The sequence below is a fragment of the Nocardioides sp. SYSU D00038 genome (assembly GCF_016924665.1).
Taxonomy (GTDB): Bacteria; Actinomycetota; Actinomycetes; order Propionibacteriales; family Nocardioidaceae; genus Nocardioides.
Genome location: NZ_JAFFJT010000013.1, coordinates 16631 through 41850, shown reverse-complemented (window position 1 = coordinate 41850; position 25220 = coordinate 16631). Strand labels below are relative to the sequence as shown.

At 73.6% G+C, this 25220-nt stretch carries 28 protein-coding genes; 7 read left to right on the top strand and 21 right to left on the bottom strand.

Translation table 11 applies throughout. The features are described 5' to 3' along the window. Positions 1 to 188: 188 nt before the first annotated feature. The 4 genes from JT721_RS06970 to JT721_RS06955 are packed head-to-tail and all read right to left on the bottom strand — an operon-like array spanning position 189 to position 3719. Complete coding sequence (locus tag JT721_RS06970; RefSeq protein WP_205472230.1) at positions 189 to 1895, bottom strand: Mur ligase family protein; 1707 nt, start codon at positions 1893 to 1895, stop codon at positions 189 to 191. Positions 1896 to 1925: 30 nt separating this feature from the next. Then, positions 1926 to 2708, bottom strand: a complete 783-nt coding sequence (gene fabI / locus JT721_RS06965; RefSeq protein ID WP_205472229.1) for an enoyl-ACP reductase FabI — start codon at positions 2706 to 2708, stop codon at positions 1926 to 1928. 12 nt (positions 2709 to 2720) lie between these two features. Next, entirely contained in the window at positions 2721 to 3446 is a 726-nt protein-coding gene (gene fabG, locus JT721_RS06960; protein ID WP_205472228.1) for a 3-oxoacyl-ACP reductase FabG, read from the bottom strand. A 57-nt stretch (positions 3447 to 3503) separates the two neighbouring features. Then, positions 3504 to 3719 carry a dodecin gene (locus tag JT721_RS06955; RefSeq protein ID WP_205472227.1) on the bottom strand — a complete coding sequence of 72 codons (216 nt, stop codon included), beginning with the start codon at positions 3717 to 3719 and terminating at the stop codon, positions 3504 to 3506. Positions 3720 to 3782: 63 nt separating this feature from the next. Here JT721_RS06955 and JT721_RS06950 point away from each other — a divergent pair, with 63 nt between their 5' ends. Both JT721_RS06950 and JT721_RS06945 read left to right on the top strand, forming a co-directional pair. Next, positions 3783 to 4103 carry a DUF3099 domain-containing protein gene (locus tag JT721_RS06950; protein ID WP_205472226.1) on the top strand — a complete coding sequence of 107 codons (321 nt, stop codon included), beginning with the start codon at positions 3783 to 3785 and terminating at the stop codon, positions 4101 to 4103. A 133-nt stretch (positions 4104 to 4236) separates the two neighbouring features. Further along, the gene (locus JT721_RS06945) at positions 4237 to 4452 is read left to right on the top strand and encodes an acetone carboxylase (protein ID WP_205472225.1); all 216 of its coding nucleotides are present in this window, start codon (positions 4237 to 4239) and stop codon (positions 4450 to 4452) included. 55 nt (positions 4453 to 4507) lie between these two features. Here the strand turns inward: JT721_RS06945 and moaA are convergent, their stop codons facing one another. Beyond that, positions 4508 to 5500, bottom strand: a complete 993-nt coding sequence (gene moaA, locus JT721_RS06940) for a GTP 3',8-cyclase MoaA (protein WP_205472224.1) — start codon at positions 5498 to 5500, stop codon at positions 4508 to 4510. 49 nt (positions 5501 to 5549) lie between these two features. Here moaA and JT721_RS06935 point away from each other — a divergent pair, with 49 nt between their 5' ends. Then, a complete protein-coding gene (locus JT721_RS06935; RefSeq protein WP_307827929.1) occupies positions 5550 to 6338 on the top strand; it encodes an SURF1 family protein in 789 nt (262 codons plus the stop codon). Between the two features lie 24 nt (positions 6339 to 6362). Here the strand turns inward: JT721_RS06935 and JT721_RS06930 are convergent, their stop codons facing one another. Genes JT721_RS06930 through JT721_RS06920 form a run of 3 tightly spaced genes read right to left on the bottom strand, consistent with a single transcriptional unit; the run spans position 6363 to position 10730 of the window. Further along, the gene (locus JT721_RS06930; protein WP_205472236.1) at positions 6363 to 8249 is read right to left on the bottom strand and encodes an ABC transporter ATP-binding protein; all 1887 of its coding nucleotides are present in this window, start codon (positions 8247 to 8249) and stop codon (positions 6363 to 6365) included. A gap of 40 nt (positions 8250 to 8289) precedes the next feature. Beyond that, on the bottom strand, positions 8290 to 9081 hold the full coding sequence (locus tag JT721_RS06925; protein ID WP_205472223.1) for an enoyl-CoA hydratase/isomerase family protein: 792 nt from the start codon (positions 9079 to 9081) through the stop codon (positions 8290 to 8292). 50 nt (positions 9082 to 9131) lie between these two features. Continuing rightward, positions 9132 to 10730 carry an ABC-F family ATP-binding cassette domain-containing protein gene (locus tag JT721_RS06920; RefSeq protein WP_205472222.1) on the bottom strand — a complete coding sequence of 533 codons (1599 nt, stop codon included), beginning with the start codon at positions 10728 to 10730 and terminating at the stop codon, positions 9132 to 9134. A gap of 72 nt (positions 10731 to 10802) precedes the next feature. On the opposite strand from JT721_RS06920, the gene JT721_RS06915 reads away from it, so the two are divergent. Then, on the top strand, positions 10803 to 11741 hold the full coding sequence (locus JT721_RS06915) for a neutral zinc metallopeptidase (RefSeq protein ID WP_205472221.1): 939 nt from the start codon (positions 10803 to 10805) through the stop codon (positions 11739 to 11741). 4 nt (positions 11742 to 11745) lie between these two features. On the opposite strand, the gene JT721_RS06910 is transcribed toward JT721_RS06915, so the two are convergent. The 12 genes from JT721_RS06910 to JT721_RS06855 form a co-directional block, all read right to left on the bottom strand. Beyond that, positions 11746 to 12657 (bottom strand): phosphotransferase, encoded by a 912-nt coding sequence (locus JT721_RS06910; protein WP_205472220.1) that lies wholly within the window; start codon positions 12655 to 12657, stop codon positions 11746 to 11748. A gap of 172 nt (positions 12658 to 12829) precedes the next feature. After that, on the bottom strand, positions 12830 to 13360 hold the full coding sequence (locus tag JT721_RS06905) for a metallophosphoesterase (protein ID WP_205472219.1): 531 nt from the start codon (positions 13358 to 13360) through the stop codon (positions 12830 to 12832). A gap of 3 nt (positions 13361 to 13363) precedes the next feature. Beyond that, a complete protein-coding gene (locus tag JT721_RS06900; protein WP_205472218.1) occupies positions 13364 to 13978 on the bottom strand; it encodes an acVLRF1 family peptidyl-tRNA hydrolase in 615 nt (204 codons plus the stop codon). Positions 13979 to 13981: 3 nt separating this feature from the next. Next, positions 13982 to 14533 (bottom strand): ASCH domain-containing protein, encoded by a 552-nt coding sequence (locus tag JT721_RS06895; protein WP_205472217.1) that lies wholly within the window; start codon positions 14531 to 14533, stop codon positions 13982 to 13984. Positions 14534 to 14575: 42 nt separating this feature from the next. After that, positions 14576 to 14974, bottom strand: a complete 399-nt coding sequence (locus JT721_RS06890; RefSeq protein ID WP_205472216.1) for a metal-sulfur cluster assembly factor — start codon at positions 14972 to 14974, stop codon at positions 14576 to 14578. After that, complete coding sequence (sufU, locus tag JT721_RS06885) at positions 14967 to 15455, bottom strand: Fe-S cluster assembly sulfur transfer protein SufU (RefSeq protein WP_205472215.1); 489 nt, start codon at positions 15453 to 15455, stop codon at positions 14967 to 14969. Before sufU ends, JT721_RS06890 begins: the two co-directional genes overlap by 8 nt. A 4-nt stretch (positions 15456 to 15459) precedes the next feature. Continuing rightward, positions 15460 to 16716 (bottom strand): cysteine desulfurase, encoded by a 1257-nt coding sequence (locus JT721_RS06880; protein WP_205472214.1) that lies wholly within the window; start codon positions 16714 to 16716, stop codon positions 15460 to 15462. A gap of 43 nt (positions 16717 to 16759) precedes the next feature. Continuing rightward, a complete protein-coding gene (sufC, locus tag JT721_RS06875) occupies positions 16760 to 17527 on the bottom strand; it encodes a Fe-S cluster assembly ATPase SufC (RefSeq protein ID WP_205472213.1) in 768 nt (255 codons plus the stop codon). Further along, positions 17524 to 17871: a non-heme iron oxygenase ferredoxin subunit gene (locus tag JT721_RS06870; RefSeq protein WP_205472212.1), complete on the bottom strand. Its 348-nt coding sequence runs from the start codon at positions 17869 to 17871 to the stop codon at positions 17524 to 17526. Before JT721_RS06870 ends, sufC begins: the two co-directional genes overlap by 4 nt. Then, positions 17868 to 19046: a Fe-S cluster assembly protein SufD gene (sufD, locus tag JT721_RS06865; RefSeq protein WP_307827928.1), complete on the bottom strand. Its 1179-nt coding sequence runs from the start codon at positions 19044 to 19046 to the stop codon at positions 17868 to 17870. Before sufD ends, JT721_RS06870 begins: the two co-directional genes overlap by 4 nt. A gap of 64 nt (positions 19047 to 19110) precedes the next feature. After that, positions 19111 to 20529, bottom strand: a complete 1419-nt coding sequence (sufB, locus tag JT721_RS06860) for a Fe-S cluster assembly protein SufB (protein ID WP_205472210.1) — start codon at positions 20527 to 20529, stop codon at positions 19111 to 19113. Further along, positions 20526 to 21251, bottom strand: a complete 726-nt coding sequence (locus tag JT721_RS06855; RefSeq protein ID WP_307827927.1) for a helix-turn-helix domain-containing protein — start codon at positions 21249 to 21251, stop codon at positions 20526 to 20528. The genes sufB and JT721_RS06855 overlap by 4 nt, the downstream gene beginning before the upstream one ends. Before the next feature lie 145 nt (positions 21252 to 21396). Here JT721_RS06855 and JT721_RS06850 point away from each other — a divergent pair, with 145 nt between their 5' ends. From JT721_RS06850 to JT721_RS06840, 3 genes are read left to right on the top strand one after another with little or no spacing between them, the layout of a single operon-like run. Then, a complete protein-coding gene (locus JT721_RS06850; protein ID WP_307827926.1) occupies positions 21397 to 22338 on the top strand; it encodes an ABC transporter ATP-binding protein in 942 nt (313 codons plus the stop codon). Next, the gene (locus tag JT721_RS06845; protein WP_307827925.1) at positions 22335 to 23099 is read left to right on the top strand and encodes an ABC transporter permease; all 765 of its coding nucleotides are present in this window, start codon (positions 22335 to 22337) and stop codon (positions 23097 to 23099) included. Before JT721_RS06850 ends, JT721_RS06845 begins: the two co-directional genes overlap by 4 nt. Then, complete coding sequence (locus JT721_RS06840) at positions 23090 to 24040, top strand: COX15/CtaA family protein (protein WP_307827924.1); 951 nt, start codon at positions 23090 to 23092, stop codon at positions 24038 to 24040. Before JT721_RS06845 ends, JT721_RS06840 begins: the two co-directional genes overlap by 10 nt. Here JT721_RS06840 and JT721_RS06835 read toward each other — a convergent pair. Beyond that, complete coding sequence (locus JT721_RS06835) at positions 24022 to 25218, bottom strand: glycosyltransferase family 4 protein (RefSeq protein WP_205472209.1); 1197 nt, start codon at positions 25216 to 25218, stop codon at positions 24022 to 24024. The two genes, JT721_RS06840 and JT721_RS06835, sit on opposite strands and share 19 nt — an antisense overlap. Positions 25219 to 25220: the final 2 nt, after the last annotated feature.

Genomic DNA, 25220 nt, shown 5'->3' with positions numbered 1-25220 from the left:
GGCCCGGCCCGGGGGGGGGGGGGCGCGGGGGGGGGGGGGGGGGGGCGCGCGGGGGGGGGGGGGGGCGGGCCCCCCCCCCCCCACCACGAGCACGCCGACGACGGCGGCGACGGCCACCGCGACGGCGGCGAGGGTGCCGAGCAGCAACCGCATCCGGCCGCCGCCGGCCGGGGGCGCGAGGCTGCGGGTCACGACGGGCCCGCTGCGGCGCGCACCTTGGCCCGCAGCGTCGCGGGGTCGTCGGGGCTGCCGCCCCGGCCCGCGATCCAGTCGTAGACCTCCTGCCGCTCGGCGTGGCACATCAGTCCCACCACGTCGCCCGGGTGCGCCTGCTCGACGAGCGCGGCCAGGGTCGCCACCTCGGTGTCGTACGCCGGCACCCGGCTCACGCCGACCCGGGCTGCCCCGCCGCGCACCAGTGCCTCGAGCTCCTCGGTGGAGCGACCGCGGAGGTAACGCTCCTTGTGCCCCAGCACCAGCAGGTCGGCGTCGCGCGCCGCGACCTCGGACATCGCGACGATCAGCTCGTCGGTGCGGTCGCCCACGACCCCGAGACCGAGCAGCAGCCGCCCGCCGGGGCGGCGCACGCCGGCCATGATCTCCAGCAGCGCCTCGAGACCCGCCTCGTTGTGGGCGAGGTCGACCACGACGGTGACCTCGCCGACGCTGAACACGTTCATCCGGCCGGGGTTGTGCTCGGCGTCGGGCTTGAAGTCGCGCAGGCCGGCGCGGACCACCTCCGGATCGAGACCGATCGCCAGCGCCGCCGAGGCGGCGGCGAGGGTGTTCTCGACGTTGAAGCGCGACAGCCCGGCCAGGGTCATCGGCACGTCGACCAGCTCGACCAACGGCAGCGGGTCGGCGCCGCCGTCGAGCACGGTGACCCAGCCGTCGATCACGGTGGTCGCGCGCCCGCCGTGGGTGAGCACCTCGCGCACGCCGGGCGACTCGGGGTCGCGGCTGAACACCCACGGTCGCGCCTTCAGCGTGGTGCGCATCGCCAGCACCCGCGGATCGTCGCCGTTGAGCACCGCCCAGCCGCCGGCGCGCGTGATCCGGGGCACCACGCCCTTGACCTCGGCGAGCTGGTCGACGGTGTCGATGCCGTGCAGGCCGAGGTGGTCGGCCGAGACGTTGGTGACCACCGAGACATCGTTGCGGGTGAGCCCGATGCCCCTGAGGAGGATGCCGCCCCGAGCGGTCTCGGTGACCGCGAGCTCGACCTCCGGGTGCGCCAGCACCCGGCCGGCGCCGCTGGGACCGGAGTAGTCGCCCGCCTCGACCAGTCGTCCGTCGACGTAGATGCCGTCGGTGTTGCTCCAGCCGACCAGCAGCCCGCCGGTCCGGGCGACGTGCGCGATCATCCGCGAGGTGGTGGTCTTGCCGTTGGTGCCGGTCACGGCGACGACCGGGATGCGCGGCGTGATCGTCCGGGGACCCGGCCCCGGCTCGCTCACTCGCACCCGCGTCCCGGCGGTCGCGATCGCCGCGTCGAGATCGTCGTCCGGGCCGGTGGCTGCCGCGTCGAGCACCGCGGCCACCCCGCGGCCCAGCTCCTCGGCGCGCAGCCGGTGCCGCCAGGGGTAGGCCGCGACGACCTGGCCCGGCTCCGGTCCGCTGCGCACCCGGACGGCGAGGCGCGTCGTGCCGGCCGATCGCGCGACGGCGCGCACCACCCGCTCGACCAAGCGCAGCACGAACCGCTCGCGGAACCCGCTGCCCGGCTCCCCCGGTCGGGCCGAGGTGAGCCCGACCGCGGCGGCCAGCGCCCTCGCCTCGGCCACCGGGGCCGTCAGCAGGTCGCCGACGTCGAGGGTGAGCTTGACGGCGGCGCGCGGGAAGTACAGGTTGGGGCCCTCGAGGACCCGCAGCTCCACGAGCGCGCCCGACGTCACCCGGGAGACGCTACCGACTCGGGGTCGGGCTCAGGCACCCATGGCGTGGAAACCGCCGTCGACGTGCACGATCTCACCGGTCGTCGCCGGGAACAGGTCCGAGAGCAGGGCGCAGACAGCCTTCGCGGTGGGCTCGTGGTCGGCGTTGTCCCAGCCGAGCGGCGCCCGCGTGGTCCACATGTCCTCCAGGTCGGAGAACCCGGGGATCGCCTTGGCCGCCAGCGTGCGCAGCGGCCCGGCCGAGACCAGGTTGACCCGGATGCCGTGCGGGCCGAGGTCGCGGGCGAGGTAGCGCGAGGACGACTCCAGCGCCGCCTTGGCCACCCCCATCCAGTCGTACGCCGGCCACGCGACCGTGGCGTCGAAGGTCAGCCCCACCACCGAGCCGCCCGGGCCCATCAGCGGGCGGCAGGCCTCGGTGAGCGAGGTCAGCGAGTACGCCGAGACCTGCACCGCCTGGGCCACGTCGGGCCAGGGACCCTCGAGGAACCGGCCGCCGAGCAAGGTCTCGGGGTTGCCGTAGGCGATCGAGTGGACCACGCCGTCCAGCCCGCCCCCCTCACCCAGGTGCTCGCGCACCTGGTCGGCGAGGCCGGCCAGGTGGTCGTCGTCGGTGACGTCGAGCTCGAGCACCGGCGGCTCCTGCGGCAGCCGCTTCGCGATCCGGCGGGTGATGCCGAGCGCCCGGCCGAAGTTGGAGATCAGCACGGTCGCGCCCTGCTCCTGGGCGTACTTCGCCACGGCGAAGCCGATCGAGGAGTCCATGGTCACGCCTGCGACCAGGATCCGCTTGCCGTCGAGGATGCCTGTCATGTCCGAGTCCTCTCAGTGACCCATGCCGAGTCCGCCGTCGACGGGGATCACCGCGCCGGTCACGTACGCCGCGCCGTCGCCGGCGAGCCAGGTGACCGCCGAGGCGACCTCGTCGGGCGTGGCGTAGCGCCCCAGCGGCACCTGCGCCTTGATCGCCGTGCGCTGCTCGTCGGTGAGCACGCCGGTCATGTCGGTCTCCACGAAGCCCGGGGCGACGACGTTCGCGGTGATGCCGCGCGAGCCGTACTCGCGGGCGATCGACCGCGCCATGCCGACCAGCCCGGACTTCGACGCCGCGTAGTTGACCTGGCCGGCCGAGCCGAGCAGCCCCACCACGGAGGAGACGAAGACGATCCGGCCGCGGCGCAGCCGCATCATCTTCGCCACCGCGCGGCGGGCGAGCCGGAACGAGCCGGTGAGGTTGGTGTCGAGCACGCCCTGCCAGTCGTCGTCGCTCATCCGGACCAGCAGCGTGTCGTGGGTGATGCCGGCGTTGGCGACCAGCACCTCGACCGGGCCGTGCGCCTCCTCGACGGTCGCGAACGCCGCCTCGATCGCCTCGGGGTCGGTCACGTCGCAGCGGACGTCGAGGGTGCCGTCGGGGGCGCCGCCGTTGCGGGTGGTCACCGCCACCTGGTCGCCGGCGGCGACGAACGCCTCCGCGATGGCGCGGCCGATGCCGCGGTTGCCTCCGGTCACGAGGACCGAGCGGCCGGTCTCGGGTGTCTGGTCGGTCACCCGGGCGACGCTAGTGATTACTGCCGCGTAGACCCAACCGGGCGCCCGCGGTGCGGGTCACTCGTCGTCCTCGAGGCGGAAGCCGACCTTCATGCCGACCTGGAAGTGCTCGACGGTGCCGTCCTTGACGTGGCCGCGCACCTGGGTGACCTCGAACCAGTCGAGGTGGCGCAGGGTCCTGCCCGCCCGCTCGACGCCGTTGCGGATGGCTGCGTCGATGCCCTCCGGGGACGTGCCGACGATCTCGGTGACGCGGTAGGTGCGGTTGGACATCGGTCCTCCTGGAGTGGTGGGAGACACAGACTAGTGCCGCCCCCCGCCCCGTACGCTGGAGGCATGGCCACCCGGGCGAGGCAGGACGAGGCAGTGCGCATCACCACCGTCGCCGCCAGCCGCAACGCCGACATCGCCCAGCGCCAGAAGCGCTACCTCCTCTCGATGAGCCTGCGCTCGGCGTGCTTCATCGGCGCGGTGATCGTCGGCCCCGGGCTGCTGTGCTGGTTCCTCATCGCCGGGGCGCTGGTGCTGCCCTACGTCGCCGTCGTGATGGCGAACGCCGCCGCCACGCGCACCGACGACCGGCTCGACCTCGTCTCCCCCGGCGACCTCCACCCGCAGCTCGGGGCGGGTCCGGACCGCGGTCCGGACCGGCGTTGACTTCCCCGACCGGCGTGCGAGACTTTCCCGGCAGCCGAGGCCCCGGCCCCGGTCGCAGCGTGGTGCCGGACAGCTGTCCCCGTGGTTGCCCGGCACCACCCACGCTCCCCTCCCTCGCCGTTCGGAGCCCCCGGTGACCGCGGACCACGCCGAGCCCGAGGGCCCCGCCACCTGCTCGGCCAAGGGCTGCCAGCAGCCGGCCACCTGGCAGCTGCTCTGGAACAACCCCCGGCTGCACACGCCCGACCGCCGCAAGGTGTGGCTGGCGTGCGACGACCACCGCGAGTCGCTCTCCGACTTCCTCGGCGCCCGGTCGTTCCTCACGGACGTCGTCCCCCCCCCCTCCTGACCCCCGCGGAGTCGTCGTTACTCGTGCCGAGTAACGACGACTCGGCGCAGCGTGGTCAGCCCCCGATGGCGGACATCGGGCGGTCGGGCTGGAGGAAGGTGGGGTCGTCGATGCCGTGGCCGGGGAGCTTGCCGGCCATCGCGGTGACCCACCGGGCGGCGAGCTCGGCGTCGCTGGCGCCCGAGCGGAGCGCCGCGCGGAGGTCGGACTCCTCGCGGGCGAAGAGGCAGTTGCGCACCTGGCCGTCGGCGGTGAGCCGCACCCGGTCGCAGTCGCCGCAGAACGGCCGGCTGACCGAGGCGATGATGCCGACCGTGCCGGGGCCGCCGTCGACGGTGAACAGCTCGGCCGGGGCGCTGCCGCGCGGCTCCACCGCAGGCGTGAGCGTGTACGCCGCCTCGAGCGCGGCCTGGATCTGGTCGGCGGTGACCATCGCGCCGCGGTCCCAGCCGTGCTGGGCGTCGAGCGGCATCTGCTCGATGAAGCGCAGCTCGTAGCCGCGGTCGAGGCACCAGCGCAGCAGCTCGGGCGCCTGGTCGTCGTTGACGCCGCGCATCAGCACGGCGTTGACCTTGACCGGCCCCAGCCCCGCGGCGCGAGCCGCCTCGAGGCCGGCCACCACGTCGTCGAGCCGGGCCCGGCGGGTGATCGCCGCGAACGTCTCGGGGCGCACGGTGTCGAGGCTGACGTTGACCCGGTCGAGGCCCGCGGCGGCGAGGGCCGCGGCGGTGCGGGCCAGGCCGAGCGCGTTGGTGGTGAGCGAGACCTCGGGCGCGGGCGCCAGCCGCTTGACCCGGGCCACGATGTCGACCAGGCCGCGGCGCAGCAGCGGCTCGCCGCCGGTGAAGCGCACCTCGCGGACGCCGAGCCGCTCGACCGCGACGCCGACCAGGCGCACCACCTCGTCGTCGGTGAGCACCTCCTCGCCGGGCAGCCAGTCGAGGCCCTCGGCGGGCATGCAGTAGGTGCAGCGCAGGTTGCAGCGGTCGGTGAGCGAGACCCGGAGGTCGGTGGCCACCCGGCCGTACCTGTCCGCCAACGGCTGCATGGGGACCACTCTACGAGGGGGTGCCGCCCCGGCGGATAGCGTGAGACCCGTGGCATCCAACCGCGTCGCCCTGGTCCGCCGGTGGGGCCTGTTCGCGATCGCGGTGGCGCTGCTCGCGACGGGCGCCTGGTGGCTGGGCCAGTGGCAGTTCGACCGGCTCGAGGACCGCAAGGCCGACAACGCCGTGGTCCGCGCCAACGAGGACCGGCCACCCGCCCCGGTCGGCGACGTGCTCACCGTCGGCGGCGAGGTCGCCGACGACGCCGAGTGGAGGCTGGTCTCGGCCACCGGCAGCTACGACGCCGAGCGCACCGTGGTGGTCCGCTACCGCACCCGCGACGGCGCCTCGGGGGTCGACGTGGTGGTGCCGCTGGTGACCGCCGACGGCACAGCGCTGCTGGTCGACCGGGGCTGGGTCGAGACCGATCCGCGCGGCACCGAGCGCGACGACGTGCCGCCCCCGCCGAGCGGCGAGGTCGAGGTCGTCGGCTGGGTGCGCGCCGATGGCTCGGGCGACAGCACCGCTGTCGACGACCTGTCCACGCGGGCGGTCGACAGCGACCGGATCGGTGAGGCCGTCGGCCTGCCGGTGTACGGCGGCTGGGTGGAGCTGAAGTCGGAGGACGGCGAGCCGGCCGAGGGGCTCGAGCCCGTCGAGCTGCCCGAGCTCGACAACGGCCCGCACTTCTTCTACGGCCTGCAGTGGTGGTTCTTCGGCGTGCTGGCCGTCTTCGGCTTCCTCTACCTGCTCTGGGACGAGTGGCGGCACGGGCCGCGCTCCGACCGGCCGCGCCGCCGCTCCCCCGCGCGCGACCGCACGGGGGCCGGGTCGGCGTAGCGGGCCCGGGTCGGCGCGTGTGAGTCAGCCGGTGGTCGGCGCGGTCAGGTCGTCGAGGTCGTCGAGGAACTGGGTGCGGTGCAGGTCGGCGTAGAGGCCGCCCTGCGCGAGCAGCTCGGAGTGGGTGCCGGACTGGACGATCCGGCCGCCGTCGACGACGAGGATCTGGTCGGCGTTGCGCACGGTGGAGAGCCGGTGGGCGATCACCAGCGAGGTGCGCCCCTGCAGCGCCGCGTCGAGCGCGAACTGCACCGCCGCCTCCGACTCGCTGTCGAGGTGGGCGGTCGCCTCGTCGAGCACCACGACCGACGGCGCCTTGAGCAGCAGCCGGGCGATGGCCAGCCGCTGCCGCTCGCCGCCGGAGAGCCGGTAGCCGCGGTCGCCCACCACCGTGTCGAGCCCGTCGGGGAGGCTGCGCACCAGGTCGGCGACCTGGGCCGCCTCGAGCGCCGCCCAGATCTGCTGGTCGTCGGCGCCGCGACGGGCGTAGAGCAGGTTGGCCCGGATCGTGTCGTGGAACATGTGCGCGTCCTGGGTGACGTAGCCGACGACGTCCTCGAGCGACTGGAGCGTCACGTCGCGCACGTCGTGGCCGTCGATGCGCACCGCGCCCTCGCGCACGTCGTAGAGCCGGGCGACCAGGTGGGTGATCGTGGTCTTGCCGGCTCCCGAGGGACCGACCAGGGCCACCATCTGGCCGGGCTCGGCGGTGAAGGAGATGTCGGAGAGCACCAGCCCGTGGTCGGACGACGGCGCGCGCGCCACCGTCTCGAGCGAGGCCAGCGAGACGTCGTCGGCGCGGGGGTAGCCGAACGAGACCCGGTCGAACTCCAGCCGGCCGGCCGAGGGTGGCAGCGCGACGGCGTCGGGTCGCTCCGCGATCAGCGAGGGCAGGTCGAGCACCTCGAAGACCCGGTCGAAGCTGACCAGCGCGGTCATCACGTCGACCCGGATGTTGGACAGCCCCTGCAGCGGCCCGAGCAGCCGCAGCAGCAGGGTGGCCAGCGCGCCCAGGGTGCCGATGGTCAGGCCGCCGTCGAGGGCGAGGTGCCCGCCGACGCCCCAGACCAGTGCGGTCGCGAGCGCGGGCACCGCCATCATCGCGGTGCCGAAGATCCGGGTGGTCAACGAGATCCGCACACCCAGGTCGCGGACCCGCGCGGCCTTCACCGCGAACTGGGCGTCCTCCTCGTCGCGGCGGCCGAAGAGCTTAAGCAGCATCGCGCCGCCGACGTTGAACCGCTCGGTCATGGTGTTGCCGAGGTCGGCGTTGCCGTCCATCTGGTCGCGGGTCAGCCCCTGCAGCCGCTTGCCGACCCAGCGCGAGGCGAGCAGCAGCAGCGGGAAGGTGCCGAGGCAGAGCAGGGTCACCTCCCAGCTCAGGGCGAGCATGGTGATGCCGACGACCAGGACCGCGATCGTGTTGGAGACGCTCTCGCCGAGGGTCGAGGTGAACGCGCGCTGCGCGCCGATGACGTCGTTGTTGAGCCGCGAGACCAGCGCCCCGGTCTGGGTGCGGGTGAAGAACGCCAGCGACTGACGCTGCACGTGGGCGAAGACGCGGGTGCGCAGGTCGAAGATCAGGCCCTCGCCGATCCGCGAGGAGAGCCAGCCGCCGAGGATCGACAGCACGCCGCTGACCACGGTGGCGCCGACCATGGCCAGGGCCAGCACCGTGATCAGGCCGCCGTCGCCGCCGAGGATGCCGTCGTCGATGATCCGCTGCACCAGCAGCGGGGTCACCACGACCATGCCGGAGTTGAGCACTGTGACGGCCAGGAAGACCGCGATCAGGCGGCGGTGGGGGCCGGCGAAGCCGAGGACCCGGCGCAGGATCCGCCGGTCGAGGCGCGCGTCGACCACGCTGCGGTCGGAGCGGATGCTCCGCCACGCCGACTGGGCGCCGTACATCCCCGACACTGCTGGCCTCCTCGTCTCCGTCGTGGGTGGGTCAGCCGCCCAGCACCGCCGCCACCTCGCGGAAGCGGCGCACCTGCGCCTCCCGCTCCAGGCGACGCTGCTCGTCGTCGCTGCGTCCCGCCGCGCCCCTGAGCAGCGCCGTGATCTCGCGCACCGCCCCCGGGAGCGGCGCGGTCAGCGCGGCCACGAGGTCGGCCACCGCGCCCGGGAGCGCGTCGACCGGCACGGAGGCCAGCGCCAGCCCGATCTCCACGGCCTCGGCGGCGCCCACCGGGCGTGCCGTGGCGCAGATCTCGAGCGCCCGCATCGGGCCAACGCACTCGACCAGCGGCTTTGTTCCGGTCAGGTCGGGCACCAGGCCCAGCGCCGCCTCCTTCATGCAGAACGACGCGTCGTCGGCCACCACCCGCAGGTCGCAGGCGAGCGCGAGCTGGAAGCCGGCACCGACGGCGTGGCCGTGAACCTGGGCCACGGAGACCCAGCGCGGGTCGCGCAGCCAGGTGAAGCCCCGCTGGTAGTCGTCGATCGTGGCGGCCATCTCGTCGTCGCTCCTGGCGAACAGGTCGGCCACGGACTCCACCCCCGCGGGAGCGGTGCCCGGGCTCATCAGGGTGCGGTCGAGCCCGGCCGAGAACGACGCGCCGCTGCCGCGGACCACCACCACCCGGGTCTCGTCGCCGAGCCCCGCCCCCACGGCGGCGAGTGCCCGCCACATGGCCGGGGTCTGCGCGTTGCGGACCTCCGGCCGGTCGAGGGTGACGGTGGTGACCGGGCCGTCGGAGGTGACCTGCAGGCCGGCGGCGGCCAGGGCGTCGGGAGTCATGCCGCGAGTCTAGGAAGCGGCGGCGACACCCGAGCCACCGGCGCGACCGGTCAGGCCAGCGACACCAGGTCGGCGTAGTCGTCGTTCCAGAGGTCCTCGTCGCCGTCGGGCAGCAGCAGCACCCGGTCGGGCTCGAGGGCCCGTACGGCGCCCTCGTCGTGGGTGACGAGCACGATCGCGCCCTCGTAGGTGCGGATCGCGGCCAGCACCTCCTCGCGGGAAGCGGGATCGAGGTTGTTGGTGGGCTCGTCGAGCAGCAGCACGTTGGCGCTCGAGACCACCAGGCTGGCCAGGGCCAGCCGGGTCTTCTCGCCGCCGGAGAGCACCTTGGCGGGCTTGTGGGCGTCCTCGCCCGAGAACAGGAACGAGCCGAGCACCGCGCGGGCCTCGGTGTCGGTGAGCTGGGGCGCGGCGGCCTGCATGTTCTCCAGCACCGTGCGGTCGACGTCGAGGGTCTCGTGCTCCTGGGCGTAGTAGCCGATCTTGAGCCCGTGGCCCGGGACCACCTTGCCGGTGTCGGAGCGGTCGACGCCGGCCAGGATCCGCAGCAGCGTGGTCTTGCCCGCACCGTTGAGCCCGAGGATGACCACCCGCGAGCCCTTGTCGATCGCCAGGTCGACGTCGGTGAAGACCTCCAACGAACCGTAGGACTTCGACAGCTCGGCCGCGGTCAGCGGGGTACGGCCGCACGGCGCCGGGGCCGGGAACTTGATCCGGGCCACCTTGTCGGCCTGCCGCTCGGCCTCGACGCCGGCCATCATCTTCTCCGCGCGCTTGAGCATCGACTGCGCCGCCGAGGCCTTGCTGGCCTTGGCCCGCATCCGGTTGGCCTGGTCGGTGAGCGTCTTGGCCTTCGACTCGGCGTTCTGCCGCTCCCGCTTGCGACGCCGCTCGTCGGTCTCGCGCTGGGTGAGGTAGGCCCGCCAGCCCATGTTGTAGACGTCGATCACCGTGCGGTTGGCGTCGAGGTGGAGCACCTTGTTGACGGTGGTCTCGAGCAGGTCGTTGTCGTGGCTGATCACGATCAGCCCGCCAGGGTAGGACTTGAGGAAGTCGCGCAGCCACACGATGGAGTCGGCATCGAGGTGGTTGGTGGGCTCGTCGAGCAGCAGGGTGTCGGCTGCCGAGAACAGGATCCGGGCCAGCTCGACCCGGCGGCGCTGGCCGCCCGAGAGGGTCCGCAGCGGCTGGCCGAGGATCCGCTCGGCGATGCCGAGGCTGGCCGCGATCGTCGCGGCCTCCGACTCGGCCGCGTAGCCGCCGCCGGCGTGCAGCTCGGCGTCGGCGCGGGTGTAGCGGCGCATCGCCCGCTCGGCGACCGCCGGGTCGTCGCTGCCCATCTCGGCCTCGGCGCTGCGCAGCCGGCGTACGACGTCGTCGAGGCCGCGCGCGGACAGGATGCGTTCGCGCGCCAACATGTCCGGGTCGCCGGTGCGGGGATCCTGCGGGAGGTAGCCGACCTCGCCGGTGGTCGTGACCGCGCCGGCGGCCGGCAGCGCCTCGCCCGCGAGGATCTTCGTGAGCGTGGTCTTGCCGGCGCCGTTGCGACCGACGAGCCCGACCTTGTCGCCGGGCGCCACGCGGAAGCTGACGTTCTCCATGAGCAGTCTCGCCCCGGCCCGGACTTCCAGCTGGGAGGCGGTGATCATGACTGGGACTAGTGTATTGGCGGCGGCGCGGGTACCGACGCCCCGGTAGCCCCCCAGGTGACGGGAGTCTCGATGCGCTTCAACCCCAAGGCCCGGATCGACACCGGCCGCACCCGCGACGCCGGCCGCGGCTCGAGCGGCGGCGGGCTCGGCCGGGGGTTGCCGATCCCGAGCGGCATCGGGGGGCGGGGCGGCATCGGTAGCGTCGTGATCATCCTGCTCTTCCTCGTGCTCACCCAGTGCACGGGCGTGGGCGGCAACCTGCTCGGCAGCGACGACGGCGGCGGGTCGGTCGGCTCCGACGGCGCCGACCGCTACGCCGAGTGCCGCAGTGGCGCCGACGCCAACGAGAGCGCCGACTGCGCCCGCAAGGCGGTCGAGGTGTCGTTGCGGAGCTTCTGGAGCGCCACCCTCCCGCAGCAGTCCGGCACCGACTTCACGCCCACCGACGTCGTCACCTTCAGCAACGGCGTGCAGACCCGGGGCTGCGGGAGCGCGAGCTCGGCGGTGGGGCCGTTCTACTGCCCGGCCGACCGAACGATCTACCTCGACTCGACGTTCTTCGACGACGTCCTGGAGGGCCAGCTCGGCGGGCAGGGCGGCGACTTCGTCGAGCCCTACGTGCTCGCCCACGAGTACGGCCACCACGTCCAGAACCTGCTCGGGACCATGGGCAAGGTCCGCACCCAGCAGGGCCCGGAGAGCGACGCGGTGCGCCTCGAGCTCCAGGCCGACTGCTACGCCGGCATGTGGACCAAGGGGGCGGTCGACTCCACCGACGACTCCGGCACCCGCATCTTCGAGTCGATCGACGACGGCGACATCAGCGAGGCGCTCGACGCCGCCAAGACCGTCGGCGACGACCGCATCCAGGAGGCGTCCGGCGGCCGCGTCGACCCCGACGGCTGGACCCACGGCTCCTCGGCGCAGCGGATGCGCTGGTTCCGGATCGGGCTCGAGGGCGGCACCCTGCGCGACTGCGACACCTTCGCCGCCCGCGACCTGGGCTGACGGCTCAGGAGCGCTCGAGCAGCGCCTCGAGCTGGGGGAACTGGCGCTGCAGCGCGCGCAGGTGAGGTGCCACCGCGGGGTGGCGGTACTTGCCGGCCAGCGCGCCCTCGCCACCGGCGACCCGCGACAGTGCCCACTCCGCGCGGCTGAGCGCGGTGAGCACGGCCGTCACCCGGGCGCCCAGCGCCGCCTCCTCGGGCGTCGCCAGCCCCTCGGGCAGGCCGAGGACGTAGGCCTCGAGCAGCGGCTCGAACTCCTCGCGGGCCTGGAGCGCGAGCAGCCCCAGGTCGCCGCCGACCGGCCCCCGGCCCAGGGTGGCCCAGTCGACGGCGACCACCTCGTCGCCGTCGCGGCCCGGCAGGTTGCCCGGCACCGGGTCGCCGTGCTGGAGTACCTGCGGCAACCCGTCGAGCTCGCCGAGCATCCGCTCCCGCCGCTGCCAGAGGTGGTCCGCGACGTCGGCGACGGTCGTCCGGGCCAGCGTCCGCCACCCGCCCTGGCGCTCGGTGCGCCGCAGCCGGTCGCGCAGCTGGTCGCGGGCCAGCCAGTCGGCCGGCTCGAGCCGGGCGCCGGCGAAGCGGGCGAGCGCGTGGGCGCGGAACAGGCCGCTGGTCGCGGCGTCCTCGACCCAGTCCTCGGTGAGGGTGACGCCCTCGTCGTCCTCGTCGACCGCGGTCAGCCGCGGCGCCCGCAGGCCCGGGGTGTCGAGCACCAGCCCGGCCGTCACCACGTCGGCGGCGCGGCGCCAGTAGGCGAAGTGGTGCGGGTCGCGCAGCTCGGCGGGGTCGTGCTCGGCGGGGCGGGCGAGTCGCTTGACCACGACCGGCCGGCCGCCGAGGACGGTGCGCCAGACGCCCAACGTGGAGGGTCCGGCACCGCCTGGGAGGGGGTGCCAGGCCGGATCCGGCTGCCACATGCTCCGGACGCTAGCCGATCGCCGGCCCCCGCGGGCGCCCCCACGCGGCTGACCCCGACGCCGTGCGGGAGTGACCGGACCCGCACGGCGCGGTAGTCACGGACGTTCGGCACCCGAACCGCCCGCAACCACCTGCCGTTCGCCCGTGACTACCCCGCACGGGCGCCCGAGGTCACCGGCGCGGTGCCGGGGGCCGGGGCGGCAGCCGGTGCAGTCGTACGTCGGAGAGCCGGCCGTCGGCTGCCGTCGCGGTCAGCCAGGTGTGGTGGGGCTGGCGCCGGCGGTCGGTGGGCGAGCCGGGGTTGAGCAGCCGCAGCGGCCGGCCGTCGGCGGTGGTCGTGGTGGTGTCCCAGGGGATGTGGCTGTGCCCGAAGACCAGCACGTCGACGTCGGGGTACGTCGCCGCGCACCGCTCCTCGCGGCCCCGGGCCGGCCCGGTCTCGTGCACCACGGCGAGCCGCACCCCGCCGAGCGTCGCCCGGGCCACCTCGGGGAGCCGCGCGCGCAGGCCGGGGCCGTCGTTGTTGCCCCAGCAGGCGACGAGCCGCCGGCTGCGCTCCTCCAGCTCGTCGAGCAGCGGCTCCTCCACCCAGTCGCCGGCATGGACGACGACGTCGGCGCGGTCGACCTCGGCCCACAGCGGCTCGGGCAGGTCGCGGGCCCGCTTGGGCAGGTGGGTGTCCGACATCAGCAGCAGGCGCACGGCTCACCGTTCCCCGGCGTTGACGACCTCGATCCGTGCCGCGCAGGCGTCGGAGACCGCGCCCTCGAGCACCGCGCGCCGCGGGTCGGGCACCGGCAGCCAGGGCTCGACGACCTCGACGTGCCGCAGTCGGGGGTCGGCCAGCACCTCCTCGACCGCGGGCCGGTCGCCGCCGGCGACCACCACCCGGACGTCGCCCAGGATCCGCACGGCGTGCTCGGCGGCCGCCTCGTAGGCCTGCCGGGCCTGGTTGTCGCGGCGCCGGGCGAAGCGCTGCTGCGACTGCCCGCCGGCCTTGGTGCGCCCCTGCACGTGGCGCTGCCCCACCTTCGACTCCCCCATCCGGTCGCCGGCCAGCCGGGCGACCGCGAAGCCGCCTTTGCGCACCAGCAGCACGCCCCAGGCGGCCGGCGCGACCACCGCGTCGGCCAGCGCCGCGGGGTCCGCGGGGCCGTCGTACGACGCCGCGAACGGCAGCCGGGCCGCGAACGTCGACCCGTCGGCACCGGCGCCGGTCAGGGCGCCGTCGGCGACGGCGAGGTCGACGCCGCCGTGCCGGGTCGAGAAGTTGTCGACCCACCGCACCAGCCGGGCGGCGGGCACCAGCACCGCGGTCACGACTCAGTCGCGGGTGTGGAGCACCCGGAAGCGCTCCAGAACGACCAGCATGTCCTCGCGGAACCCGCCGGTCGCCGTCTCGGCGAAGAACTGCTCGTGGCGCCGGCGCCAGTCGCCCAGCGACCCGTCGCCCTCGCCCTCGGCGGCGGCGTGGTCGTCGCTGACCTCGGCGAAGGGCAGCACCTCGACCTCGGTCGTCACCACCAGGGCGCGCGGGCTGCCCCGGCCGTCGAGGACGATGCCGAGGGTGCCCGGCTCGGGCAGCGGCTCCCCCGCCGCGGCGTAGTCGTCGTGCGCGCTCGCGGTGGCGGTCTTGGCGCCGGTCTCGACCAGCGTGGCCAGCTCGTCGGCCTGCTCGGGCGTGCTGCCCAGGCTCCAGGCGGGCGGCATCACCGAGGCGATGGCGGTCGGGCCGAGGTACCCGGGCAGGTTCGACAGGCGCGCCGAGCGGCTGGCCAGCGCCCAGAACGCCTCGACCTCGCCGCTCACCTCGGGGGGCGGGCCGTCGGGACCACCGGTGCTGCTGGGACCGTCGAGCGGCGCGTCGGAGGACATGGGCCCGACGCTAGCCCACCGGCACCAGCGAGGCGCGAGCGCTCAGACGTTGAAGCCGAGCGCCCGCAGCTGCTCGCGGCCGTCGGGGGTGATCTTGTCCGGGCCCCACGGCGGCATCCAGACCCAGTTGATCGCCACGTCGGCGGCCAGGCCCTCGAGCGCGGAGTTGGTCTGGTCCTGGATCACGTCGGTGAGCGGGCAGGCCGCCGAGGTGAGCGTCATGTCGAGCACGACGTTGGACTTCTCGTCCACGTGGACGCCGTAGACCAGGCCGAGGTCGACGACGTTGATGCCCAGCTCGGGGTCGACGACGTCCTTCATCGCCTCGGTGATGTCGTCGACGGTCGCGGTGGCGGTGGCGCCCGACGGCGCCGCGGGGGCTGCGGCCTCGGGGACCTCGGGCAGGTCGCCGTGGTCGACGGTGGGGTGGGTCTCAGCCATGGGTGGCCTCCTCGGTCGGGGTGCCGGCGGTGGTGCCGGCGCGGGCGGTCGCGTCCTTCCACGCCATCCAGGACAGGAGGGCGCACTTGACGCGGGCCGGGAACTTGGCGACGCCGGCGAACGCGATGCCGTCCTCCAGCACCTCCTCGTCCGGCTCGACGGTGCCCTTGCCCTGCATCAGGGTCAGGAACTCCTGGTGCACCGCGAGCGCCTCGTCGAGGGGCTTGCCGATCACCAGGTCGGTGAGCACCGAGGCCGAGGCCTGGGAGATGGAGCAGCCCACCGCGTCGTAGGAGACGTCCTCGACGACGGTGGTCCCCTCGCTCTCGGCCAGGTGGACCCGCAGGGTCACCTCGTCGCCGCACGTCGGGTTGACGTGGTGGACCTCGGCCTCGAACGGGTCGCGCAGGCCCTGGTGGTGGGGGTTCTTGTAGTGGTCCAGGATGATCTCCTGGTACAGCGCGTCGAGCTCGGTGGACATGCGCTCACCCCAGCTTGAAGTAGGAACGGGTGTAGTGCAGCGCCTCGACCAGCGCGTCGATCTCGCCCGGCGTCGTGTAGAGGTACGACGACATCCGGGTCGAGCTCTGCACGCCGAAGCGGGCGTGCGCCGGCTTGGCGCAGTGGTGGCCGGCGCGGACGGCGACGCCGCGGGAGTCGAGCACCTGGGCGACGTCGTGGGGGTGCACGCCGTCGATCTCGAACGAGATCGCTCCCCCGCGCTCGGCGGCCACCGTGGGGCCCAGGACGGTCAGGCCGGGCACGGTGGCCAGCCCCTCCAGGGCGTAGGCGGTGATCGCCTGCTCGTGCGCGTGCACGGCGTCCATGCCGAGGTGACCGAGGTACTCCAGCGCGGCACCGAGGCCGACGGCCTCCACGATCGGCGGGGTGCCGGCCTCGAACTTGTGCGGGATGCCGGCGTAGGTCGAGCCCTCCATCCGGACGGTCTCGATCATCTCGCCGCCCCCCAGGAACGGCGGCAGCTGGTCGAGCACCTCGCGCCGCCCCCAGAGCACCCCGATGCCGGTGGGCCCGACGCACTTGTGGCCGGTGAACGCCAGCAGGTCGGCACCGCTCGCCGCGACGTCGACGGGCAGCTGGGGCACCGCCTGGGAGGCGTCGACCACCACGATCGCGCCCACCTCGTGGGCGCGGGCGGCGATCCGGGCCACCGGGTTGACCGTTCCGAGCATGTTGGAGACCCAGGTCAGCGAGACGACCTTGGTGCGCTCGTTGACCAGCTCGTCGAGGTTCGTGAGGTCGAGGTGGCCGTCGTCGGTCAGCCCGAACCAGCGCAGCGTCGCGCCCTTGCGCTCGGTGAGCAGCTGCCACGGCACGATGTTGGAGTGGTGCTCCATCTCGGTGATCACCACCTCGTCGCCGGGGCCGACGGCGAGGTCGCCGGTCGCCCAGGCGAGGGTGTTGGCCACCAGGTTGAGCGCCTCGGAGGCGTTCTTGGTGAAGATCACCTCGTCGCGGCTCGGCGCGTTGAGGAACGCCGCCACGGTGTCCCGGGCGTTCTCGAACGCCTCGGTCGACTCCGCGCCGAGCTGGTGCATGGCGCGGGCGATGTTGGCGTTGTGGCGCTCGAGGTGGTCGACCATCGTGTCGATGACCACCTGCGGCTTCTGGGAGGTGTTCGCGCTGTCGAGGTAGACCAGCGGTACGCCACCGGCGAGCGTGCGCTCGAGGATGGGGAAGTCCTTGCGGACCACCTCCAGCTCGGGGAGCAGGCCGTCCATGCGGTCTCCTAGCGGTGGGGTCGGGTCGGGTCGGGCGGGGGCGTCAGGCCCGGGCCGCGGCCGCCTTGACGTACTTGTCGTAGCCCTCGGCCTCGAGCTGGTCGGCCAGCTCGGGACCGCCCTGCTCGGCGACCCGGCCGTCGACGAAGACGTGGACGTAGTCGGGCTGGATGTAGCGCAGGATCCGCGTGTAGTGCGTGATCAGCAGGACGCCCTTGCCCTCCTGGGCGCGGAACCGGTTGACGCCCTCCGACACGATCTTGAGCGCGTCGATGTCGAGGCCGGAGTCGGTCTCGTCGAGGATCGCGACCTTCGGGTCGAGCAGCTCGAGCTGCGCGATCTCGTGGCGCTTCTTCTCGCCGCCGGAGAAGCCCTCGTTGACCGAGCGCTGGGCGAAGGTCGGGTCGAGGTTCAGGTTGCCCAGCACGCCGTTGACGTCCTTGACCCAGGTACGCAGCTTCGGGGCCTCGCCGTCGATGGCGGTCTTGGCGGTGCGCAGGAAGTTCGCGACCGAGACGCCCGGCACCTCCACGGGGTACTGCATCGCGAGGAACAGGCCGGCGCGGGCGCGCTCGTCGACCGACATGGCCAGCACGTCCTCGCCGCCGAGGGTCACGCTGCCGCCGGTGACGGTGTACTTGGGGTGACCGGCGACCGAGTAGGCCAGGGTCGACTTGCCCGAGCCGTTGGGGCCCATGATCGCGTGGGTCTCGCCGTCCTTGATGGTCAGCGTGACGCCCTTGAGGATCTCCTTGGGCCCGTCCTCGGTGTCGACGGACACCTGCAGGTCCTGGATGACGAGCTCGCTCATGAAGGGGTGACTCCGTTCAGGGTGGTGGTGGTGTCGACGTAGACAGCGGCTCCGTCGGCGTCGTCGCGGACCTCCACGGGGAAGGTCGCGACCGGTTCGGTGGCCGGGAGGCCGGTGGGCTTGCCGGTGCGGAGGTCGAAGCGCGAGCCGTGCAGCCAGCACTCGACCGTGCAGTCGGCGACCTCGCCCTCCGACAGCGCGACCGCCGCGTGGGAGCAGAGGTCCTGGATGGCGAACAGCTCCTCGCCGTCGCGGGCGACCGCGACCTCGAGGTCGCCGAGCGAGACGCCGAGCGCCTCGTCGGCGGGCACGTCGGCGACCAGGCAGGCGCGCACGAACGTCATGCGTCGACGTCCCGGAGCACGTTCTTGGCCAGCTCGGCCTCGACCGTCGCGAGCAGCCGCTCCTCGATCGAGGGGATGCCGACCTTGCGGATCAGGTCGTTGAAGAACCCGTGCACGACCAGGCGCCGGGACTCCTTCTCCGAGACGCCGCGCGAGCGCAGGTAGAACAGCTGCTCGTCGTCGAAGCGGGCGGTGGCCGAGGCGTGCCCGGCACCCTCGATCTCGCCGGTCTCGATCTCGAGGTTCGGCACCGAGTCGGCCTGGCAGCCGTCGGAGAGGACCAGGTTGCGGTTCTCCTCGTAGGTCTCGATGCCCTCGGCCACCTTGCGGATCAGCACGTTGCCGATCCACACGGTGTGGGCGCCCTCGCCCTGCAGCGCGCCCTTGTAGAGGACGTTGCTGCGGGTGCGCGGCGCGTTGTGGTCGGCGAAGAGCCGGTGCTCGAGGTGCTGGCCCTCGTCGGCGAAGTACAGGCCGAGCAGCTCGGCCTCGCCGCCCGGGGCGGCGTACTCGACGTTGGCGTGCAGCCGCACCAGGTCACCGCCGAAGGAGATCGCGGTGTGCCGCACCGAGGCGTCGCGACCGACCCGGATGGCGTCGCGGCCCAGGTGCACCGCGTCGTCGTCCCAGTCCTGCAGGGTGAGCACGTTGACCGAGGCGCCGTCGCCGACGAGCACGGTGGTGATCGCGGAGTAGCGCGCCGAGCCGGTGTGGTTGATGACGACCGTCGCGCGGGCGTGCGCGCCGATCCGCACCACGAGCCGGCCCCACACCAGGTCGTCGGCCGACTCGCCGTGCAGGTGCAGCACGACCGGCTCGTCGAGCTCCAGGTCGGCCGGCACGTCGAGCAGGCGCGCACCACCGGCGTGGGCGACCGCGAGGGCCGAGGGACGGTCGTTGGGTCCGAGCTCGCCGAGCCCGACGGCCTCGTCGCCGGTGACTTCGGTCAGGGTCACGCCCCCCGGCAGCTCGGTCTCCCAGCGCAGCGAGGCCGCGGACGGCTCGCCGTCGAGGAGGCCGCGCAGCCTCTTGAGCGGGGTGAACCGCCAGACCTCCTCGCGCCCGGTGGGCACGGGGTGGTCGGTGAGGTCGTAGGACGGCGGCGGGTTGAGGTGGCTCTGCACCCCGTCCTGCTCGAGGCTCGCCGCCACGCTCTCGCGGGCGGTGTCGGTCACAGTCACTTGTCTGTTCTCTCTACGTGGGTCGGTGCTGCGTCGTTCCTCGGGGCGGGGGCCGGCGTCAGCCGACCGCGCCCTCCATCTGCAGCTCGATCAGGCGGTTGAGCTCGAGGGCGTACTCCATCGGGAGCTCCTTGGCGATCGGCTCCACGAAGCCGCGGACGATCATCGCCATCGCCTCGTCCTCCTCCATGCCTCGCGACATGAGGTAGAAGAGCTGGTCGTCGGAGACCTTCGAGACGCTCGCCTCGTGACCCATCGAGACGTCGTCCTCGCGGATGTCGACGTAGGGGTAGGTGTCGCTGCGGCTGATCTGGTCGACCAGCAGCGCGTCGCACAGCACGTTGGACTTCGAGCCGTAGGCGCCCTCGTTGACCTGGACCAGGCCGCGGTAGGACGTCCGGCCGCCGCCGCGGGCCACCGACTTGCTCAGGATCGAGCTCGACGTGTGGGGGGCGGCGTGCACCATCTTGGCGCCGGCGTCCTGGTGCTGGCCCTCGCCGGCGAACGCGATCGAGAGCGTCTCGCCCTTGGCGTGCTCGCCCATGAGGTAGACGGCGGGGTACTTCATCGTCACCTTGGAGCCGATGTTGCCGTCGACCCACTCCATCGTCGCGCCGGCCTCGCAGGTCGCGCGCTTGGTGACGAGGTTGTAGACGTTGTTGGACCAGTTCTGGATCGTCGTGTAGCGGCAGCGGCCGCCCTTCTTGACGATGATCTCCACGACCGCGGAGTGCAGCGAGTCGGAGGAGTAGATCGGCGCCGTGCAGCCCTCGACGTAGTGCACGTAGGCGTCCTCGTCGACGATGATCAGCGTCCGCTCGAACTGGCCCATGTTCTCGGTGTTGATCCGGAAGTAGGCCTGCAGCGGGATGTCGACGTGCACGCCCTTCGGCACGTAGATGAACGAGCCGCCCGACCAGACCGAGGTGTTGAGCGCGGCGAACTTGTTGTCGCCGACCGGGATCACCGTGCCGAAGTACTCCTGGAAGAGCTCGGGGTGCTCCTTGAGCGCGGTGTCGGTGTCGAGGAAGAGCACGCCCTGCTGCTCGAGGTCCTCGCGGATCGAGTGGTAGACGACCTCGGACTCGTACTGCGCGGCGACGCCGGCGACCAGGCGCTGCTTCTCCGCCTCGGGGATGCCGAGCTTGTCGTAGGTGTTCTTGATGTCCTCGGGCAGCTCCTCCCAGGAGGTGGCCTGCTTCTCCGAGGAGCGCACGAAGTACTTGATGTTGTCGAAGTCGATGCCGCCGAGGTCGGAGCCCCAGGTCGGCATCGGCTTGCGGTGGAACAGCTTGAGGCCCTTGAGGCGGAGGTCGAGCATCCACTGCGGCTCGTTCTTCTTCGCCGAGATGTCGCGCACCACGGCCTCGTCGAGCCCGCGCTGGGCCGTCGCTCCGGCGACGTCGGGGTCGCTCCAGCCGAAGTCGTAGCGACCGATGCCCTGCAGCTCGGGGTTGAGCTCTTCGATCGAGGTCATGTGGTGACCCGCTCCTTCTCGTTGGTGGTGCTGGTCTCGGGTGAGCCGGGAATGCTGGGGATGCACGTCGTGCAGACCCCGTCGCCGTGGGCGATGGTGGCCAGCCGCTGCACGTGGCGGCCGAGGACGCGACCGATGGCCTCGGTCTCGGCCTCGCACAGCTGGGGGAACTCGTGGGCCACGTGGGAGACCGGGCAGTGCTGCTGGCACAGCTGCTCCCCCACGTGCTGCCCGTTGATCGGGAGCAGGTCGCGCACCCCGGCCGCGTAGCCCTCGTCGGTGAAGACGCGGGCCAGGACCTCGGCGGGGCTGAGGTCGGGGTGCTCCGCGAGGACCATCCCGAACCTCTCCTCGATGAACGCCACCCGACGGTTCGCGAATTCCCGCACCGCGGCCTCGCCCCCGGTCTCGGCCAGGAACCGCAGCGCCTGCACGGCGAGGTCGTCGTACTGCTGCTCGAAGCCCTCGCGGCCGTGCTCGGTGAGCGCGAACTCCTTGGCCGGCCGGCCGCGACCGCGCGCACCGCGGCTGCGCGGCTCGCGGGCCACGACGGCACCCTCCTCGACCAGCTGGTCGAGGTGGCGCCGGACGGCGGCCGGGGTCAGCGCCAGGCGCTCGGCGAGAGCCGCCGCGGTGGAGGGCCCGTTGACGAGGATGGCCCGCGCGACGCGCTGTCGCGTGGGTCCGTCGTCGCTGCTCGCGACGCCCTCGATGAATTCCACAACACCAGTGTGCCGATATTGGTGTGACGGCTTCAAGTAAGCCCAGCCTTACTGAGGTGGCCCTTACCAGGCCTGCGCCGGTACGCCGTCGTCGCGGCGCCAACCCCTCGGCCGGCCGCCGTCCCCCCGACCCTAGACTGAGGCGGTGCCCGAGCCGTCCCCGACCGCGTTGGCGGTGGAGGGGCTGGTGATGCGGTACGGCGAGCGCACCGCCCTCGACGGCCTCTCCCTCGCGGTCGCCCGGCACACCATCACCGCGGTGCTCGGCCCCAACGGCGCCGGCAAGACGACGCTGCTGGAGACCTGCGAGGGCTACCGTCGCCCCCAGGCCGGCTCGGTGCGGGTGCTGGGCCTGGACCCGGTGCGGGAGCGGCAGGCGCTGCTCCCCCGGATCGGCGTGATGCTTCAGGGCGGGCAGGCCTGGAGCGGCGTGCGTGCGATGGAGATGCTGCGCCACGTCGCCTCCCTACACGCCCACCCCCTTGACGTCGACGAGCTCGGCGACCGGCTGGGCCTGGGCGACTGCGGGCGCACGCCCTACCGGCGCCTCTCCGGCGGTCAGCAGCAGCGGCTGGGGCTGGCGATGGCCCTGGTGGGCCGGCCCGAGCTGGTCTTCGTCGACGAGCCGACCGCCGGGCTCGACCCGGCGATCCGGCGCACCACCTGGGAGCTGCTCGAGCAGCTGCGCACCGACGGGGCCACCGTCGTGCTCACCACGCACTACATGGAGGAGGCCGAGCGCCTCGCCGACCACGTGCACGTGATCGACCACGGCCGGCTGCTCGCCTCGGGCTCGCCCCTGGAGCTGACCCGCGGCGGCAGCGTCTCGACGATCCGGGTCGTGGTGACCCGGCCGTTCCCGCCGGGGGCGCCCGAGTCGCTGCGCGCGGCGCTGGGCGACGGCACCGAGGTCACCCTGCTCGACGAGCTCAGCCTGGTCGTCACCGGCCCGGCCGACGCGTCCACGCTGGCCCGGGTCTCGCGCTGGTGCGAGCACAACGACGTGGTCCCGGAGTCGCTCTCCCTGGGCCGGCGCACTCTCGAGGACGTCTTCCTCACCCTCACCGGCCGGGAGCTCGTGCCGTGACCCTCGACCTCTCCCCCCGTCCCGCCGCGGCGCCGCTGCCCCGCCAGGTGCTGGCCCACGCCGGCATGGAGGCGCGGCTGATGCTGCGCAACGGCGAGCAGCTGCTCATCGCGGTCGTCATCCCGGTCATCGTGCTGGTCGGGGGCGTGCGCGGCGCCGACCGGCTCGGCCTCGACTACGACCACCCGGTCGTCGACGTGTTCGTCCCGGGCGTGCTGGCGCTGGCGGTGATGTCGACGGCGTTCACGTCGCTGGCGATCGCGACCGGCTTCGAGCGCCGCTACGGCGTCATCAAGTGGCTGGGTGCCTCCCCGCTGCCGCGCACCGGGCTGCTCGCCGGCAAGGTGGGTGCGCTGGTGCTGGTCGAGACGCTCCAGGTGGTCGTGGTGGTCGGCGTCGGGCTGGCCCTCGGCTGGGACCCTGCCGGCGGCTGGGCGGGCGCGCTGCTGGCCGTCGTGCTCGGCACCGCGGCGTTCTCCTCGCTCGGGCTGCTCGTCGCCGGCGTGCTCCGCGCAGAGGCCACCCTCGCGGTGGCCAACCTCGTCTACCTCCTGCTGCTCGCCGGCGGTGCCGTGGTGCTGCCGGCCTCGGCGTACGGCGGGTTCGGCGACCTGGTCCGGTGGCTGCCCTCGGGCGCGCTGGGCGAGGCGATGCGCGACGCCCTGGTCGACGGGACCGTCGGCTGGACCCACCTGCTGGTGCTGGCCGGCTGGGCCGTCGTCGGCGCCGCCCTGACCGCGAGGACGTTCCGGTGGGAGTGAGGGAGCGGGTGCTGGTGCGGGTCGGGCTCGCCGGCAGGTGGGTGCGGGCGCTGGCCTGGGCCACGCTGGTCGCCAACAGCGTGCTGGTGGTGACCGGCGGCGCGGTGCGGCTGACCGCCTCCGGCCTGGGGTGCCCCACCTGGCCGCGCTGCACCGAGGGCTCCTACACCCCGCACGGCGAGCTCGACCTCCACGCCGCCATCGAGTTCGGCAACCGGATGCTGACCTTCGTGCTGGTGGCGATCGCGATCGCGACGTTCGTCTCGGCCTGGGGCACCCGGCGCCGCGACCTGCGGGGCATGGCGACGGTGCTCGCGCTCGGCATCCCCGCCCAGGCCGTGATCGGCGGGATCACGGTGCTGACCGACCTCAACCCGTGGGTGGTCTCGCTCCACCTGCTGTGCTCGCTGGCGATCATCGGGCTGTCGGTGCGGTTCCTTCTCTCGGTGGACGCACCGCTGCCGGCGCCGCGCAGCGGCCCGCTGGCGGTGCTGGCCTGGCTCACCTTCGCCACCGCCTGGGTGGTGCTCTACGTCGGCACCGTGGTGACCGGCTCGGGCCCCCACGCCGGCGACCTCGACGCCAAGCGCAACGGCCTCGACCCCCTGCAGTGGAGCCAGCTGCACGCCGACGTGGTGTTCCTGCTGGTCGGCCTGACCGTGGGCCTGCTGCTCGCGGTGCAGGCCGCGGGCCGTCCCGACGCGCGCCGGGTGGTCGTGGTGCTGCTCGCGATCGAGCTCGGGCAGGGCGCGATCGGCTTCGTGCAGTACTTCACCGACCTGCCCGAGGTGCTCGTCGGCTTCCACATGCTCGGCGCCGCGCTGGTCTCGGCGTCGGTGACCTGGGTGCTGCTGCGCGTACGCCGCCCGGCCGTCGACGCCACCCGGCCCGTCGCGGCCGGCGCGACCCAGACCGGCGCGGCTCACACCAGCGAGGCGTAGATCCCCTCGAGGTCGGCGGCCACCCGGCTCTGCAGGTAGCGCCGCACCTCCACCGACGCCCGGGCCGCGAGCCGGGCGCGCAGGTCCGGCTCGGCGACCATCCGGGCCATCGCCGCGCCGGTCGCCGCGGCGTCCCCGGGAGGGACGACGAGGGCGGACTCGCCGTCGACGACCATGTCGGCGATGCCGCCCATGTGGGTGGTCACCAGCGGCGCGCCGACCGCCATCGCCTCCAGCACCGTGGTGGGGCACGGGTCGGGCCACTTGCTCGGCAGCAGCGCGGCCAGCGCGTGCTGGAAGCCCGAGAGCACCCGCTCGTGGTCCCACTTGTCGTGCCGGGTCACGCCCGGGGGCAGGCCGGTGAGGTCCATCGACTCGCGGCCGACCAGCACCAGCTCGGGACGGGTCGCGGGGTCGAGCCGCTGCCAGCCACCCAGGATGGCGCCGACCCCCTTCTGGTCGCTGACGTCGCCGGCGAAGAACAGGTAGTCGCCGGCGGGCAGCGCGGGGTCGCGAGGCAGGGCGTCGAGCTCGGTGAGGGCGTCGGGCACGAAGTTCGGCACCACCTGCCAGCGCACGCCCTGCTCGTCGAGGCGGTTGGCCTCGCCGACGAACCGGCTGACTGGCGTGAAGACGTCGACCGCCCGGTTGCGCACCGGCCGGCCGCCGCGGACCGCCGCCTGGATCACCGGCCCGCGGCCGGCGCCGTACCAGTCGGTGGTGCAGGTGAAGCACTTGCGCGGCGCCGGACCCGAGCACGGCTCGTCCTCGAACATCAGCCGCTTGGTCGGGCACACGTGGCTGTAGTCGTGGAGCGACTGCACCAGCGGCAGGGCGCGGGCGGCGCGCAGCGGCAGGTAGGAGTTCACGATCCAGTTGTGGGCGTGGACGACGTCGGGCCGGAGCCGGTCGACCAGCGCCTTGAGGCCGCGGGTGACCACCGGGTCGGGCACGGGCAGCGCCAGCGGGCGGTCGGCCGTGGGGTAGAGCGCGGGCACCCGCTGGCCGATGTTGCCCAGCGCGTGCACGGTGACGCCGGGGTCCTGCTGCGGCGGGCCGGCGGCGGTGTCGAGGCACGCGACGTGGACGTCGTGGCCGCGCGCGGCGAGCTCGCAGGAGAGGTTGCGCACGTGGCGCTCCTCGCCGCCGACGACCGGCGGGTAGAACTGCGCCAGCATCA